At 62.6% G+C, this 15,524-nt stretch carries 13 protein-coding genes; all 13 read left to right on the top strand.

Features of this window, described 5'->3' with window-relative positions; all coding sequences use genetic code 11:
- Nucleotides 1–28 precede the first annotated feature (28 nt).
- The 13 genes from leuB to HX815_RS21700 all read left to right on the top strand — a co-directional run bounded on the left by leuB (nt 29) and on the right by HX815_RS21700 (nt 15,482).
- Nucleotides 29–1,111: a 3-isopropylmalate dehydrogenase gene (leuB, locus tag HX815_RS21760; protein WP_003212664.1), complete on the top strand. Its 1,083-nt coding sequence runs from the start codon at nt 29–31 to the stop codon at nt 1,109–1,111.
- 64 nt (nt 1,112–1,175) lie between these two features.
- On the top strand, nt 1,176–2,288 hold the full coding sequence (gene asd, locus HX815_RS21755; protein ID WP_003212667.1) for an aspartate-semialdehyde dehydrogenase: 1,113 nt from the start codon (nt 1,176–1,178) through the stop codon (nt 2,286–2,288).
- A gap of 248 nt (nt 2,289–2,536) precedes the next feature.
- Nucleotides 2,537–3,547 carry an aspartate-semialdehyde dehydrogenase gene (locus tag HX815_RS21750; protein WP_003212668.1) on the top strand — a complete coding sequence of 337 codons (1,011 nt, stop codon included), beginning with the start codon at nt 2,537–2,539 and terminating at the stop codon, nt 3,545–3,547.
- A 160-nt stretch (nt 3,548–3,707) separates the two neighbouring features.
- Nucleotides 3,708–6,278, top strand: coding sequence for a FimV family protein (locus HX815_RS21745; protein ID WP_177028864.1), 2,571 nt, complete (start codon nt 3,708–3,710; stop codon nt 6,276–6,278).
- A 156-nt stretch (nt 6,279–6,434) separates the two neighbouring features.
- The gene (gene truA, locus HX815_RS21740; RefSeq protein WP_003212671.1) at nt 6,435–7,259 is read left to right on the top strand and encodes a tRNA pseudouridine(38-40) synthase TruA; all 825 of its coding nucleotides are present in this window, start codon (nt 6,435–6,437) and stop codon (nt 7,257–7,259) included.
- Nucleotides 7,260–7,322: 63 nt separating this feature from the next.
- Entirely contained in the window at nt 7,323–7,955 is a 633-nt protein-coding gene (locus HX815_RS21735) for a phosphoribosylanthranilate isomerase (RefSeq protein ID WP_177028863.1), read from the top strand.
- Nucleotides 7,956–8,198: 243 nt separating this feature from the next.
- A complete protein-coding gene (gene accD, locus HX815_RS21730) occupies nt 8,199–9,119 on the top strand; it encodes an acetyl-CoA carboxylase, carboxyltransferase subunit beta (RefSeq protein WP_003212675.1) in 921 nt (306 codons plus the stop codon).
- The gene (gene folC / locus HX815_RS21725; protein ID WP_177028862.1) at nt 9,116–10,423 is read left to right on the top strand and encodes a bifunctional tetrahydrofolate synthase/dihydrofolate synthase; all 1,308 of its coding nucleotides are present in this window, start codon (nt 9,116–9,118) and stop codon (nt 10,421–10,423) included. The genes accD and folC overlap by 4 nt, the downstream gene beginning before the upstream one ends.
- On the top strand, nt 10,407–11,069 hold the full coding sequence (locus HX815_RS21720) for an SPOR domain-containing protein (protein ID WP_087693954.1): 663 nt from the start codon (nt 10,407–10,409) through the stop codon (nt 11,067–11,069). The genes folC and HX815_RS21720 overlap by 17 nt, the downstream gene beginning before the upstream one ends.
- 254 nt (nt 11,070–11,323) lie before the next feature.
- Nucleotides 11,324–11,881, top strand: a complete 558-nt coding sequence (locus tag HX815_RS21715; protein ID WP_003212681.1) for a CvpA family protein — start codon at nt 11,324–11,326, stop codon at nt 11,879–11,881.
- A gap of 41 nt (nt 11,882–11,922) precedes the next feature.
- A complete protein-coding gene (purF, locus tag HX815_RS21710) occupies nt 11,923–13,428 on the top strand; it encodes an amidophosphoribosyltransferase (protein WP_003212683.1) in 1,506 nt (501 codons plus the stop codon).
- 66 nt (nt 13,429–13,494) lie between these two features.
- The gene (locus tag HX815_RS21705; RefSeq protein ID WP_008438742.1) at nt 13,495–14,706 is read left to right on the top strand and encodes an O-succinylhomoserine sulfhydrylase; all 1,212 of its coding nucleotides are present in this window, start codon (nt 13,495–13,497) and stop codon (nt 14,704–14,706) included.
- Nucleotides 14,707–14,717: 11 nt separating this feature from the next.
- A complete protein-coding gene (locus tag HX815_RS21700; RefSeq protein WP_003212687.1) occupies nt 14,718–15,482 on the top strand; it encodes an SDR family oxidoreductase in 765 nt (254 codons plus the stop codon).
- The last annotated feature ends 42 nt before the right edge of the window (nt 15,483–15,524 follow it).

Genomic DNA, 15,524 nt, shown 5'->3' with positions numbered 1-15,524 from the left:
GCGGGTCGCTTGATGAAATGAGGAACCCATGAGCAAGCAGATTCTGATTCTCCCTGGCGACGGCATTGGTCCGGAAATCATGGCCGAAGCGGTCAAGGTGCTGGAAGTGGCTAACGCCAAGTACAGCCTGGGCTTCGAACTGAGCCACGACGTGATCGGCGGCGCGGCCATCGACAAGCACGGCGTGCCTCTGGCCGACGAAACCCTGGAGCGTGCCCGCGCAGCCGACGCCGTGCTGCTGGGCGCCGTGGGTGGCCCGAAGTGGGACAAGATCGAGCGTGACATCCGCCCTGAGCGCGGCCTGCTGAAGATCCGTGCGCAACTGGGCCTGTTCGGCAACCTGCGCCCGGCGATCCTTTACCCGCAACTGGCGGACGCTTCCAGCCTCAAGCCGGAAATCGTCGCGGGCCTGGACATCCTGATCGTCCGCGAACTGACCGGCGGTATCTACTTCGGCTCGCCACGGGGCGTGCGCGAGTTGGAGAATGGCGAGCGTCAGGCCTACGACACCCTGCCGTACAGCGAGAGTGAAATCCGCCGTATCGCCCGTGTCGGTTTCGACATGGCCCGTGTGCGTGGCAAGAAGGTCTGCTCGGTGGACAAGGCCAACGTATTGGCGTCCAGCCAGCTGTGGCGTGAAATCGTCGAAGAAGTCGCCAAGGACTACCCGGACGTCGAGCTGAGCCACATGTACGTCGATAACGCCGCCATGCAGCTGGTGCGTGCACCGAAGCAGTTCGACGTGATCGTCACCGACAACCTGTTCGGCGACATCCTGTCCGACCAGGCCTCGATGCTTACCGGTTCCATCGGCATGCTGCCGTCGGCCTCCCTGGATGCCAACAACAAGGGCATGTACGAGCCGTGCCACGGTTCGGCGCCGGACATCGCCGGGCAGGGCATTGCCAACCCGTTGGCGACCATTTTGTCGGTGTCGATGATGCTGCGTTACAGCTTCAACCTGACCGACGCCGCGGATGCCATCGAGCAGGCCGTGAGCCTGGTGCTCGACCAGGGCCTGCGCACTGGCGACATCTGGTCCCAGGGTTGCACCAAGGTCGGTACGCAAGAAATGGGCGACGCAGTAGTCGCCGCGCTGCGGAATCTGTAATCTCTCGGGCCCGCTTGCAGATGTTGCTGCAAGGCGGCCCACTTTTGAACAAGGTGTAGTTGCGATGAAACGTGTAGGTCTGATCGGTTGGCGCGGTATGGTCGGTTCCGTGCTCATGCAGCGGATGCTGGAAGAGCAGGATTTCGATCTTATTGAGCCGGTGTTTTTCACCACCTCCAATGTCGGTGGTCAAGGGCCGTCCGTGGGCAAGGACATTGCTCCGCTCAAGGACGCCTACAACATTGAAGAACTGAAGACCCTCGACGTCATTCTGACCTGCCAGGGTGGCGACTACACCAGCGAAGTCTTCCCCAAGCTGCGCGAAGCCGGCTGGCAGGGTTACTGGATCGACGCCGCTTCCAGCCTGCGCATGCAGGATGACGCGGTGATCGTGCTGGACCCGGTCAACCGCAAGGTGATCGACCAGCAACTGGACGCGGGCACCAGGAACTACATCGGCGGCAACTGCACCGTCAGCCTGATGCTGATGGGCCTGGGCGGCTTGTTCGAAGCCGGCCTGGTGGAGTGGATGAGCGCCATGACCTATCAGGCGGCCTCCGGTGCCGGCGCGCAGAACATGCGTGAACTGATCAAGCAGATGGGCGCGACCCACGCCGCTGTCGCCGATCAACTGGCTGACCCGGCCAGCGCGATCCTCGACATCGACCGCCGTGTGGCCGAGGCCATGCGCAGCGAGGCCTACCCGACCGAGAACTTCGGTGTGCCATTGGCCGGCAGCCTGATCCCGTGGATCGACAAGGAACTGCCTAACGGCCAGAGCCGTGAAGAGTGGAAGGCCCAGGCCGAGACCAACAAGATCCTCGGTCGCTTCAAGAGCCCGATCCCGGTGGACGGTATCTGCGTGCGCATCGGCGCCATGCGTTGCCACAGCCAGGCGTTGACCATCAAGCTGAACAAAGACGTGCCGATCGCCGATATCGAAGGGCTGATCAGCCAGCACAACCCTTGGGTCAAGCTGGTGCCGAACAACCGTGATATCAGCATCCAGGAACTGAGCCCGAACAAGGTGACCGGTACCCTGAATGTGCCGGTTGGCCGTCTGCGCAAGCTGAACATGGGGACGCAGTACCTGGGTGCGTTCACCGTCGGCGACCAACTGCTGTGGGGCGCGGCTGAGCCGTTGCGTCGCATGCTGCGGATCTTGCTGGAGCGGTAATCGCTGCTGGTAATAAGAAACCCGCGTTCTGGTGACAGGCGCGGGTTTTTTATTGCGCGCTCGGGCCTCTTCGCGAGCAAGCCCGCTCCCACATTTGATCGCATTTCAACTGAAGAAACTCGCTCGAATGTGGGAGCGGGCTTGCTCGCGAAGAGGCCATCAGCCACACCACAACCCCCAGGTTAATTGCCTCACCCCCAGCCACCCGGTAAAGTGCCGCTCCCCCCGCAATGCCCGAGGCAGCCCCCATGACCCAGACCTTTGATATTGCCGTGATCGGCGCCACCGGCACCGTTGGCGAAACCCTGGTGCAGATCCTCGAAGAGCAGGACTTCCCGGTAGGCAGCCTGCACCTGTTGGCCAGCAGCGAGTCGGCCGGGCATTCGGTGCCGTTTCGTGGCAAGAACGTGCGGGTGCGGGAAGTCGATGAATTCGATTTCAGCAAAGTCCAACTGGTGTTCTTCGCCGCCGGCCCTGCGGTCACCTTGAGTTTTGCCCCGCGCGCCACCGCTGCGGGCTGCACCCTGATCGACTTGTCCGGCGCCTTGCCGGCCGATCAGGCGCCGCAGGTAGTGCCGGAAGCCAACGCGCAGATCCTCGATGGCCTGAAAAAACCTTATCAGGTCAGCAGCCCAAGCCCGTCGGCCACTGCCCTGGCCGTGGTGCTGGCGCCACTGCGCGGCTTGCTGGACATTCAGCGCGTCAACGTCACCGCCAACCTCGCCGTTTCCGCCCAGGGCCGTGAGGCTGTCAGCGAACTCGCCCGGCAGACCGCCGAGTTGTTGAATGTGCGCCCGCTGGAGCCGAAGTTCTTCGACCGGCAAATGGCCTTTAACCTGCTGGCCCAGGTCGGCAAGCCTGACGCGCAAGGCCACACCGCCCTGGAAAAACGCCTGGTGCACGAATTGCGCGCCGTGCTGGAAATGCCTTTGCTAAAGATTTCCGTCACTTGCGTTCAAGCCCCGGTGTTTTTTGGCGATAGCCTGACTGTGTCACTGCAATTGGGGGCAGCGGTGGATCTCGCTGCCGTCAACCGTGCCCTGGACTCGGCACCGGGTGTCGAGTTGGTGGAAGAGGGCGATTACCCCACGGCTGTGGGCGATGCGGTCGGTCAGGACGTGGTCTACGTGGGCCGGGTTCGTGCCGGTGTTGATGACCCCGCGGAACTAAATATGTGGCTGGCGTCAGATAACGTACGCAAAGGGGCGGCACTGAACGCCGTACAGCTGGCGCAGTTGTTGATAAAAGGCCTTGTGTAAAAGATACTTGGCGGCAATTTGTAGATTGATTCTAGCCAAGCGCTATGCTTGGCCCCAAGCTGGAAAAATTGCGCGTCGGTGACCTATCGGCTCGCCATGCCTAATGGCAGCGGTTACCCACCTTCTCGCCGGCCGGGGAGTGTTCAAAAAGGATGAGGCTATGGTTCAAGTTCGCAAACTGGTGTTAGCAATAGCGGCCGCCTCGGCGCTGTCCTCCGGTATGGCGCAAGCACTGCAGCTTGGGGAGATGACCCTCAAGTCGAAGCTGAACCAGCCGCTGTCGGTGGAAATCGAGTTGCTCGATGTCGGTGGCCTGACCGCCTCCGAGATCACCCCCAGCCTCGCGTCGTCCCAGGCCTTTGTGGATGCGGGCGTCGATCGCCAGGCGTTCCTGAACGACCTGACCTTTACCCCGGTGGTCAATCCCAACGGCCGCAGTGTGGTGCGTGTCACCTCCAGCAAGCCGCTGCCGGATTCCTACGTGCGTTTCCTGCTGCAGGTGCAATGGCCCAACGGCCGCCTGATGCGCGACTACAGCGTGCTGCTGGACCCGGCCAAGTTCGACCAGTCGACCCCGGCCGCCGGTGCACCTGCACCCGCGCCACGCTTGAGTGCGCCCGCGACGACGGCTCCGGCAGTCACCAAGGCCAAGGAACACACCACGACTTCCCGTGACACCTTGTGGGAAATCGCCGCGAAAAACCGCAATGGCGCCTCGGTGCAGCAGACCATGCTGGCCATTCAGGCGCTGAACCCTGACGCCTTTATCGACGGCAACATCAACCGCATGAAAACCGGCCAGGTCCTGCGCCTGCCGGATTCGGGGCAAAGCACCAGCCTGCCGCAGCCCGAGGCGATTGCTGAAGTGACGGCGCAAAACGCGGCGTGGCGCGAGGGCCGCCGTGGCGGCAATCAGCTCGCCGGCAAGGCGCAGCTGGATGCGACCAAGCGTACCCAGGCGGGTAATGCACCGTCGCAGACCAATACCAAGGACAATTTGAGCCTGGTCTCGGCCGAAGCGGCCAGGAAGGGCGGGAAGGGCGCGGCGGGCGACAGCCGGGCCTTGAACAACAAGCTGGCGGTGACCCAGGAAAGCCTGGATTCGACCCGTCGCGAGAATGAAGAACTGAAAAGCCGCATGGCTGACCTGCAAAGTCAGCTGGACAAGCTGCAGCGGCTGATCGAGCTCAAGAACAACCAGCTGGCCAAGTTGCAGACCCCGGCTGGCGCTGCGGCGCAGCCTGCTGCAACGGCGGCGATGCCGGCCGAGCTGGCTGCACAACCGGCGGCGCCGGCAGCGGCAGCTCCGGCAGCAACCCCCGCGGCTGCGCCGGTCGAGACCCCGGTCAAGCCGGATGCGGCGCCTGCCAGCACTGAAGGTAAATTCAATGACCTGCTGACCAACCCGATCGTGCTGGGGGTGATCGGCGGCGCAGCGGGTTTGCTGGTGCTGTTGCTTCTGCTGCTGTGGGCCCGTCATCGCAATGCGCGGCTTGAAGAAGAAAAGCACCTGCGCATGGCGCGGGCCCTGGCTGAAGAGCCGGAATTTGCGCCGAACATTGATCACGATCTGCCATCTGACAGTTTCGAAGGCCTTGATGTACCGCCGCCGAACGTCAAGCTGGCTCCAGCTCCAGCTCCAGCTCCAGCTCCAGCCCCGGCGGCGGTGGTTGCCCCGGTGATTGCGCCGGTGGTCGCGCCTGTTGCTGCGCAGCGTCCGACTGACGCCCTGGCGCAAGCCCAGTCGCATATCGACCGTGGCCACCTGAACCAGGCTGCGGAAGTGCTGGAAGATGCAATCAAGCAAGAGCCCGCCCGCAGTGACCTGCGTCTCAAGCTGATGGAAGTCCACGGCTTGCAGGGCAACAAGGACGGGTTTGTCACCCAGGAGCGCCAGTTGGTCGCCAATGGCGACAACCATGCCCAGGTCGAACAACTGAAAAGCCGCTTCCCGGCCATGGCCGTGTTCGCAGCAGGCGTCAGCGCTGCCGTTGCCGCTGCCGCTCTCGACGCCCAATACGTCAAGGACCTGCTCAAGGACGACCCGGCACCGCCTGCACCTGAGCCTGCGCCGGACGCGTTTGACACAGACTTCGACCTGAGCCTGGACGATCTGGAGGCTGCTTCGCCAGCCGTGGTCCGCCCGACGTCGGACGACGACCTGAGCTTTGAATCGGTGCTGCAACAGCAGACCGAGGCCAAGGCCAGTGCGGAAGACCTCTCGGATTTCGACCTGGACCTGCAACTCGATCCACCCTCGTCGGCCCAGTCAGACGACGACTTCCTCTCCGGCCTTGAAGACCAGATGAAGGACCTGCCGCCGGTAGAGCCGCCGACACTGACGCCGGCCGACCTGGACGACCTCGACCTGCCGGAGGATTTCGACCTGTCCCTGGCCGACGAGCCCGAGGCGCCCACAGCGGCCAAGCCGGACGCGTTTGCGTCGGAGCTTGATGATGTCAACGCCGAGCTGGATCGCCTGTCGCGAAGCCTGGAACATCCGCCAATCGAACCGTCCTTCACCGCCGACGACGCGGCGTTGGGTGGCGATGAGCCGGAATTCGACTTCCTCTCCGGTACCGACGAAGTGGCCACCAAGCTCGACCTGGCGCAGGCCTACATCGACATGGGCGATGCCGACGGTGCGCGGGACATTCTTGGCGAGGTGCTCAAGGAAGGCGATGACGGTCAGAAGGGCGAGGCCAAGGAAATGCTCAGCCGGCTGGCTTGATACGCGCGGTAAATACAACGGCAGCCTTCGGGCTGCCGTTTTGCCATCCAGGCACCAAACCCATGGCGTCCCAGGCGCACGGCCTTATAATGGCCGCCTTTGCGCAACTCATCAGGCTCTCAGTTCTTGGCAAATATAGATAACGCGGCCGCCGAAATGGCGGCCGCAGGCTTTTTCAGAATCGCCCTGGGCGTGGAATACAAAGGCTCGCGCTATCGTGGCTGGCAACGCCAGGCCTCCGGTGTGCCGACGGTGCAGGAAACCCTGGAGAAGGCCCTGTCGAAAGTCGCCGACTCACCGGTGTCGCTGATGTGCGCCGGGCGGACCGATGCCGGCGTGCACGCTTGCGGGCAAGTGGTGCACTTTGACACTCAGGCCGAGCGCTCGATGAAGGCATGGGTGATGGGCGCCAATATCAACTTGCCCCACGACGTCAGCGTCAGTTGGGCCAAGGTAATGCCGGCGGACTTTCACGCGCGCTTCAAGGCCATCGCCCGGCGTTATCGCTATGTGATCTACAACGATCAGATCCGCCCGGCCCATCTCAACGAAGAAATCACCTGGAACCACCGCCCGCTGGACGCCGAGCGCATGGCCGAGGCGGCCCAGCATCTTGTAGGTATCCACGATTTCAGCGCGTTCCGTGCCGGGCAGTGCCAGGCCAAGTCGCCGATCAAGGAAGTCCACCACCTGCGGGTGACGCGCCACGGCAAGATGATCGTGCTGGATATCCGCGCCGGCGCGTTCCTGCACCATATGGTGCGCAATATCGCCGGGGTGCTGATGACCATCGGTACCGGCGAACGCCCGGTGGAATGGGCCAGGGAAGTCCTGGAAAGCCGGATTCGCCGTACCGGCGGCGTCACGGCGCATCCGTTCGGCCTGTACCTGGTGGATGTGGAGTACCGCGACGAGTTCGAATTGCCCCAGCGATTCATCGGGCCACACTTCCTCACAGGTTTCAGCGAACTTGGCGGCTGACGCCCTCAAAAGCATTTGTTACCATCCGGGACTTTCCCGGACACGCCCTGAGGTTTCATCGACATGTCTGCCGTTCGCAGCAAGATTTGCGGGATTACCCGCATAGAAGACGCGTTGGCGGCGGTCGAGGCGGGGGGCGATGCCATCGGTTTCGTGTTTTATGCCAAAAGCCCGCGGGCGGTGAATGTGTTGCAGGCGCGGGCGATCATCGCCGCGTTGCCGCCGTTCGTGACCACCGTGGGGTTGTTCGTCAACGCCAGCCGCTGCGAGCTCAATGAAACCCTCGACGCCGTGCAACTGGACATGCTGCAGTTCCATGGCGATGAGAGCCCGGACGAGTGCGAGAGCTACCAGCGCCCGTACATCAAGGCGCTGCGGGTCAAGGCCGGGGATGATATTGCTGCGGCATGCTCTGCCTATGCCGGGGCTCGCGGGATTCTTCTCGACACCTACGTCGAAGGCGTTCCCGGTGGTACGGGCGAGGCGTTTGACTGGTCGTTGATTCCCGAGGGGTTGAGCAAGCCGATTATCCTCGCGGGCGGCCTGAATCCGGACAACGTGGCCAGTGCCATCCAGCAGGTTCGGCCGTATGCCGTGGACGTCAGCGGCGGGGTAGAGCAGGGCAAGGGCATCAAGGATCACGCAAGGATTCGCGCATTCATGCAGGCCGTGCGCGACAGCAGCGGGACGATGTGACGGCTGGCAGTCTGCCGCCGTCCATAACTACCACTGTGTAAAACAGCCCGGCGCCGCCTGTGGGAGGCCCGGAAATGAAGTGGCAACCCTGCACGGCAGGTTGTCTGGAAGGCTGAGGGCACAGGCAGGAAATGGCTGGTCGAACGTCTGACCCCGTCCAGTTTGTGTCATCGCCACATATGAATTTAGCTCAAGGGCATACGCGGGGCTGTGTTCAAGCCACCGGTACTGGAGAAAGAAAGCATGAGCAACTGGTTAGTAGACAAACTGATCCCTTCGATCATGCGTTCCGAGGTGAAGAAAAGCTCGGTTCCTGAAGGTCTTTGGCACAAGTGCCCATCCTGCGACGCGGTGCTGTACCGCCCGGAGCTGGAAAAGACCCTGGACGTTTGCCCCAAGTGCAATCACCACATGCGTATCGGCGCCCGCGCCCGCATTGATATTTTCCTCGACGCCGATGGTCGCTCCGAACTGGGCGCTGACCTGGAGCCGGTTGACCGTTTGAAGTTCCGCGACGGCAAGAAGTACAAGGACCGCCTGACCGCGGCCCAGAAGCAGACCGGTGAAAAGGACGCGCTGATTTCCGTCAGCGGCAAGCTGCTGGGCATGCCGGTGGTGGTTTCGGCCTTCGAATTCTCCTTCATGGGCGGCTCGATGGGCGCCATCGTCGGTGAGCGTTTCGTACGTGCCGCCAACTACGCGCTGGAAAACCGTTGCCCGATGATCTGCTTCGCCGCCTCCGGTGGTGCGCGGATGCAGGAAGCACTGATCTCCCTGATGCAAATGGCCAAGACCTCCGCGGTACTGGCGCGTCTGCGCGAAGAAGGTATTCCGTTCATCTCCGTGCTGACCGACCCGGTCTACGGCGGTGTGTCCGCCAGCCTGGCGATGCTGGGTGACGTGATCGTCGGTGAGCCGAAGGCGCTGATCGGCTTTGCCGGCCCGCGTGTTATCGAGCAGACCGTTCGCGAAAAACTGCCGGAAGGTTTCCAGCGCAGCGAGTTCCTGCTGGAGCACGGCGCGATCGACCTGATCATTCCGCGCGGCGAACTGCGTCCGCGCCTGGGTAGCCTGCTGGCGCAAATGATGGGCCTGCCGACACCTGTGTACGTCGCGCCTAAAATCGAGCCGATTGTCGTGCCACCGGTGCCTGCAAACATATGACCCAACGTACCCTGGGCGAATGGCTCGCCTACCTTGAGCAGTTGCATCCGTCAGCCATCGACATGGGCCTGGAGCGCTCGCAACAGGTAGCGGCCCGCCTCGGGTTGGGCCGGCCGGCGCCGCGTGTGATCACGGTGACCGGCACCAACGGCAAGGGCTCTACCTGCGCCTTTGTCGCGGCCTTGCTGCAAGCCCAGGGCCTGAAGGTCGGCGTGTACAACTCGCCGCACCTGCTGCGCTACAACGAGCGGGTGCAGCTCAATGGCGTCGAAGCCACTGACGAGCAACTCTGCGAAGCCTTCGCCGCACTTGATGCCGGGCGTGGCGAGATTTCCCTGACCTATTTCGAGATGGGCACCCTGGCGGCGTTCTGGCTGTTCGAGCGTGCGCAGCTGGATGTAGTGGTGCTGGAAGTCGGCCTGGGCGGGCGTCTGGACACGGTCAACGTGGTGGATGCCGACCTGGCGCTGATTACCAGTATTGGCGTCGACCATGCGGACTACCTGGGTAACACCCGTGAGTCCGTGGCCTATGAAAAAGCCGGGATCTTCCGCCAGGGCAAGCCTGCACTGTGCGGCGACCTGGACCCGCCGCATACCTTGCTGGACAAGGTGCGCGAGCTGGATTGCCCGTTCTTCCTGCGCGGGCGTGATTTCAATCTCGAGATTGACGACCAATTCTGGCAATGGCGCGGGCTTGACGCGCGCGGTCAAACCGTCGAGTTGCGCGACTTGCCACTGCTGAACCTGCCGATGGAAAACGCCGCGCTCGCGCTGCAAGCCTACCTGTTGCTGGATTTGCCCTGGCATGCCGAGCAGATTGCCGCTACGTTGCAGGCTACTCGCGTGGTGGGGCGCCTTGACCGGCGCACGTTCGACTGGGAGGGCAAGCGCCTGAACCTGCTGCTGGACGTGGGGCATAACCCTCACGCCGCTGAATACCTGGCCAGGCGCCTGGCACGCACGCCGCCCGCCGGTCGCCGCCTCGCGGTGTTCGGGTTGTTGTCCGACAAGGACCTGGACGGCGTGGTTGCACCCTTGCTGGGCGACGTCCAGGTCTGGGCGGTTGCACCGCTGGATACGTCCCGCAGTCGTCCTGCCATCGAGTTGCAGGTTGCCTTGCAGAACCTTGGCGCGTCCGTGACGTCCCATGCAAGCGTGACAGCCGCCCTGGAAGCCCAGTGCGCGGTTGCGACGCCTGAGGATGAGATTCTGTTGTTCGGATCATTTTATTGTGTTGCCGAGGCGCTCGAATGGTTGGCCCGGCGCTCCACGGAGGAAGCTGCACATGGCATTACTGGATAGCGCATACAAGCAGCGAATGGTTGGAGCCCTGGTCCTGGTGGCGTTGGCGGTGATTTTCCTGCCGATGCTGTTTTCCCGTCAGGATGAGCAGCGCCAAGTGACCGTTGAAGCGCCAGCTGCGCCCCAGGCGCCTGCGGTGCCTCAGGTTCAGGTTGAGCCGGTGGTGGTTCCCGAGCCGCAAGCGCTGCCGGAAGAAGAGCCGGTGCCGACCGATGACGAAGTGGCTGCACAGCAAGCGCCGTCGATGCCGGTGCAGCCGAGCGTGCCGGTGGTTAAGCCTGCGCCTGCTGCTCCTGCAGTTGCTGCGAAGCCTGCGGCGCCGGCGCCAGCGCCAAAACCTGTGGCCCCGCAACCTGCGGCACCAGGCAAGCCGGACGTGGGCCAGAGCCGTATTGACCCGAATGGCTTGCCGATCAGTTGGTCGATCCAGCTGGCCAGCCTGGCTAACCGCGAAAGTGCTGATGCGTTGCAGAAGAAGCTGCGCACCCAGGGTTACAACGCCTATATCCGCAGCGCCGATGGCAAGAACCGGGTATTCATCGGGCCGCTGATCGAGCGGGCTGAAGCCGATCGCCTGCGGGACCTGTTGGATCGCCAGCAGAACCTCAAGGGTTTTGTGGTTCGCTTCCAGCCCGAAAAAGGCTGAGGCTGCAAGGATTCAAGCTGGAATGCGGTCAATGTGGGAGCGGGCTTGCTCGCGAAGCGGTGTATCAGTCAGCAGATTTATTGGCTGCCCCACCGCCTTCGCGAGCACGCCCGCTCCCACAAGTGTTTTGGGTGTGCCGCAACAGGCCGGTTTCCCCTATAACTCATTGATTTCAAATGCACTGCCAATCACAGCTTACCGATAGCCCAGCGCTCTGCTAAAATGCGCCGCCTTATCCGTCTGTAGGCTGAACTGTGCCATTTACCTGGGTTGATTGGGCGATCGTTGCAATCGTCGCCATCTCCGCTTTGATCAGTCTGAGCCGCGGCTTCGTCAAAGAAGCATTGTCGCTGCTGACATGGATCATCGCAGGAGTTGTAGCCTGGATGTTCGGCGGTTCATTGTCTGTCTACCTGGCCGGATACATCGAGACACCTTCGGCTCGCGTCATCGCGGGCTGCGCCATCATGTTCATCGCCACGTTGTTGGTGGGGGCAATGGTCAATTATCTTATCGGCGAATTGATACGCGTCACCGGCCTCTCCGGGACCGATCGATTTCTCGGCATGGCCTTCGGCGCCGCGCGTGGCGGCTTGCTGGTGGTCGTGGCGGTCGGGCTGTTGAGCCTGGGGCCGGTACAGCAGGATTCGTGGTGGCAGGAGTCGGTACTCGTGCCAAAATTTCTATTGGTTGCAGATTGGTCCAAAAACCTCATTTTGGGGTGGAGCAGTCAGTGGCTGGCCAGCGGGATCAGCGTACCCGCTGATCTTCCGTTCAAGGAACACCTCTTGCCGGCCAAAACGCCTCAGTAAGTTGTGTTCAGTCAAGATTCATTAAGTAGGGGTTGCGTCGCATGTGTGGCATCGTCGGTATCGTCGGTAAGTCGAACGTGAATCAGGCGCTGTATGACGCGCTAACCGTCCTCCAGCACCGCGGCCAGGATGCTGCCGGTATTGTGACCAGCCACGACGGCCGGTTATTCCTGCGCAAGGACAATGGTCTGGTGCGTGACGTGTTCCATCAGCGCCACATGCAGCGCCTGGTCGGGCACATGGGCATTGGCCACGTGCGCTACCCGACAGCGGGCAGCTCGACCTCGGCCGAAGCCCAGCCGTTCTACGTCAACTCGCCCTATGGCATCACCCTGGCGCACAACGGCAACCTGACCAACGTTGAACAACTGGCCAAGGAGATTTACGAATCTGACCTGCGCCACGTCAACACCAACTCGGACTCCGAAGTACTGCTGAACGTGTTCGCCCACGAGCTGGCCCAGCGCGGCAAGCTGCAGCCGACCGAAGAAGACGTGTTCGCTGCCGTGACTGACGTGCACAACCGCTGCGTCGGTGGCTATGCGGTAGTGGCGATGGTGACCGGCTACGGTATCGTCGGTTTCCGCGACCCCCACGGCATCCGCCCGATCGTGTTCGGCCAGCGTCACACCGACGAAGGCGTCGAGTACATGATCGCTTCCGAAAGCGTGTCCCTGGACGTGCTGGGCTTTACCCTGATTCGCGACCTGGCGCCGGGCGAAGCGGTCTACATCACTGAAGACGGCAAGCTGCACACCCGTCAGTGCGCACTGAACCCGAAACTCACCCCGTGCATCTTCGAACACGTCTACCTGGCGCGTCCGGATTCGATCATCGACGGTGTTTCGGTGTACAAGGCGCGCCTGCGTATGGGCGAGAAGCTGGCGGACAAGATCCTGCGCGAGCGCCCGGATCACGACATCGACGTGGTGATCCCGATCCCGGACACCAGCCGCACCGCTGCGCTGGAGTTGGCGAACCACCTGGGCGTGAAATTCCGCGAAGGCTTCGTCAAGAACCGTTACATCGGCCGTACCTTCATCATGCCTGGCCAGGCTGCGCGCAAGAAGTCGGTGCGCCAGAAGCTCAACGCGATCGAGCTGGAGTTCCGCGGCAAGAACGTGATGCTGGTGGATGACTCCATCGTACGCGGCACCACCTGCAAGCAGATCATCCAGATGGCCCGCGAAGCCGGTGCGAAGAACGTTTACTTCTGTTCCGCCGCGCCTGCCGTGCGTTACCCGAACGTGTACGGCATCGACATGCCGAGCGCCCACGAACTGATCGCCCACAACCGTTCGACCCAGGACGTTGCGGACCTGATCGGCGCCGACTGGCTGATCTACCAGGACCTGCCGGATCTGATCGAAGCCGTCGGTGGTGGCAAGATCAAGATCGAGGAGTTCGATTGCGCGGTGTTCGACGGCAAGTACGTCACCGGCGATGTCGACGAGGCCTACCTGAACAAGATCGAGCAGGCCCGTAACGATTCCTCGAAGATCAAGACCCAGGCGGTCAGCGCGATCATCGACCTGTACAACAACTGAGTAGACACCGGCCCTGAGGGGCCGGTTTTGTATCTTTGATAAAGCATTCGAGTTGAGGAGTAGAGCATGAGTCAGGAATGGGATGCCGGTCGCTTGGACAGCGACCTCGATGGCGTAGCTTTCGATACCCTGGCTGTGCGCGCCGGCCAGCACCGCACCCCGGAAGGTGAGCACGGTGACCCGATGTTCTTTACCTCCAGCTATGTGTTCCGCACTGCGGCCGACGCCGCTGCGCGTTTTGCCGGTGAAGTGCCGGGCAACGTTTATTCGCGTTACACCAACCCGACCGTGCGCGCGTTCGAAGAGCGTATCGCCGCGCTGGAAGGCGCCGAGCAGGCTGTCGCCACTGCCACGGGCATGGCCGCGATTCTCGCGGTAGTCATGAGCCTGTGCAGTGCCGGCGACCACGTCCTGGTATCGCGCAGCGTGTTTGGTTCGACCATCAGCCTGTTCGAAAAGTACTTCAAGCGTTTTGGTATTGAAGTCGACTACGTGCCGCTGGCGGACCTGTCCGGCTGGGACGCGGCCATCAAGGCCAACACCAAATTGCTGTTCGTCGAGTCGCCGTCCAATCCATTGGCCGAGCTGGTGGACATTGCCGCATTGTCCGAAGTGGCTCACGCCAAGGGCGCGATGCTGATCGTCGACAACTGCTTCTGCACCCCTGCATTGCAGCAGCCGCTGAAGCTGGGCGCAGACATCGTTGTGCACTCGGCCACCAAGTTCATCGACGGCCAGGGCCGTTGCATGGGTGGCGTGGTTGCCGGCCGCAGCGAGCAGATGAAGGAAGTGGTGGGCTTCTTGCGCACCGCCGGCCCGACCCTGAGCCCGTTCAACGCCTGGATCTTCCTTAAAGGCCTGGAGACCTTGAGCCTGCGGATGAAGGCCCATTGTGCCAACGCCCAGGCCCTGGCCGAGTGGCTGGAGCAGCAGGACGGCATCGAGAAAGTCCACTACGCCGGCCTCAAGAGCCACCCGCAACACGAGTTGGCCCAGCGCCAGCAACGTGGTTTCGGCGCCGTGGTGAGTTTCGAGGTCAAGGGCGGCAAAGAGGGCGCCTGGCGCTTTATCGATGCGACTCGCCTGATCTCCATCACCGCCAACCTGGGTGACAGCAAGACCACTATTACTCACCCAAGCACCACCTCTCACGGTCGCCTGGCGCCGCAGGAGCGTGAAGCTGCCGGGATTCGTGACAGCCTGATCCGCATTGCCGTGGGCCTGGAAGACGTCGCTGACCTGCAGGCCGACCTGGCCCGTGGGTTGGCTGCCCTGTGATCGAGTGGTCCATGGAGGCGGCGAGCGCCAGTAACGGGCGGGTCGCGCTGGTGACCGGCGCGGCGCGGGGCATCGGCCTGGGGATTGCCGCCTGGTTGATCAGCGAAGGCTGGCAGGTGGTATTGACGGACCTGGACCGTGAGCGCGGTTCCAAGGTGTCCAAGGTGCTCGGCGACAACGCCTGGTTTATTACCATGGACGTGGCCGATGAGCGGCAGGTTGCCCAGGGCGTGGCCGAGGTACTTGGCCAGTTCGGGCGCCTGGATGCGCTGGTGTGCAATGCCGCCGTGGCCGACCCGCGCAACATCACCCTGGAAAGTCTCGACCTGGCTTACTGGAATCGTGTACTGGCGGTGAACCTCAGTGGTCCCATGTTGCTGGCCAAGCACTGTGCGCCCTACCTGCGGGCCCACGGCGGCGCCATCGTCAACCTGGCGTCGACCCGGGCACGCCAGTCGGAACCGGACACCGAAGCCTATGCGGCGAGCAAGGGCGGTTTGCTGGCCCTGACCCACGCGTTGGCTATCAGCCTCGGGCCGGAAGTACGGGTCAATGCCGTCAGCCCGGGCTGGATCGATGCCCGTGACCCGGCTGCACGCCGTGCCGAGCCGCTGACGGATGCGGATCACGCCCAGCACCCGGCGGGCAGGGTAGGCACTGTGGAAGACGTAGCGGCGATGGTGGCGTGGTTGCTGTCGCGCAATGCCGGGTTTGTCACCGGGCAAGAGTTCGTCGTCGACGGCGGCATGAGCAAGAAGATGATTTACACCGAGTAGGGCGGGTCGCGGTCCTGAAGCCATTTTGTCTTTTTCAGAAAA

Origin of the sequence: Pseudomonas sp. E6002 (assembly GCF_013385565.1) — a bacterium.
GTDB lineage: Bacteria > Pseudomonadota > Gammaproteobacteria > Pseudomonadales > Pseudomonadaceae > Aquipseudomonas.
Note: the sequence above shows the minus strand (reverse complement) of the source record. Positions and strands in the feature narration are given on the sequence as shown.

Coding starts and splice junctions, on each gene's coding strand:
- HX815_RS21735 (WP_177028863.1), top strand. CDS start 7,323: ATGTCTGCCGTTCGCAGCAAGATTTGCGGGATTACCCGCATAGAAGAC.
- truA (WP_003212671.1), top strand. CDS start 6,435: ATGGCGGCCGCAGGCTTTTTCAGAATCGCCCTGGGCGTGGAATACAAA.
- folC (WP_177028862.1), top strand. CDS start 9,116: ATGACCCAACGTACCCTGGGCGAATGGCTCGCCTACCTTGAGCAGTTG.
- HX815_RS21705 (WP_008438742.1), top strand. CDS start 13,495: ATGAGTCAGGAATGGGATGCCGGTCGCTTGGACAGCGACCTCGATGGC.
- accD (WP_003212675.1), top strand. CDS start 8,199: ATGAGCAACTGGTTAGTAGACAAACTGATCCCTTCGATCATGCGTTCC.
- purF (WP_003212683.1), top strand. CDS start 11,923: ATGTGTGGCATCGTCGGTATCGTCGGTAAGTCGAACGTGAATCAGGCG.
- HX815_RS21700 (WP_003212687.1), top strand. CDS start 14,718: ATGGAGGCGGCGAGCGCCAGTAACGGGCGGGTCGCGCTGGTGACCGGC.
- HX815_RS21750 (WP_003212668.1), top strand. CDS start 2,537: ATGACCCAGACCTTTGATATTGCCGTGATCGGCGCCACCGGCACCGTT.
- HX815_RS21745 (WP_177028864.1), top strand. CDS start 3,708: ATGGTTCAAGTTCGCAAACTGGTGTTAGCAATAGCGGCCGCCTCGGCG.
- asd (WP_003212667.1), top strand. CDS start 1,176: ATGAAACGTGTAGGTCTGATCGGTTGGCGCGGTATGGTCGGTTCCGTG.
- leuB (WP_003212664.1), top strand. CDS start 29: ATGAGCAAGCAGATTCTGATTCTCCCTGGCGACGGCATTGGTCCGGAA.
- HX815_RS21720 (WP_087693954.1), top strand. CDS start 10,407: ATGGCATTACTGGATAGCGCATACAAGCAGCGAATGGTTGGAGCCCTG.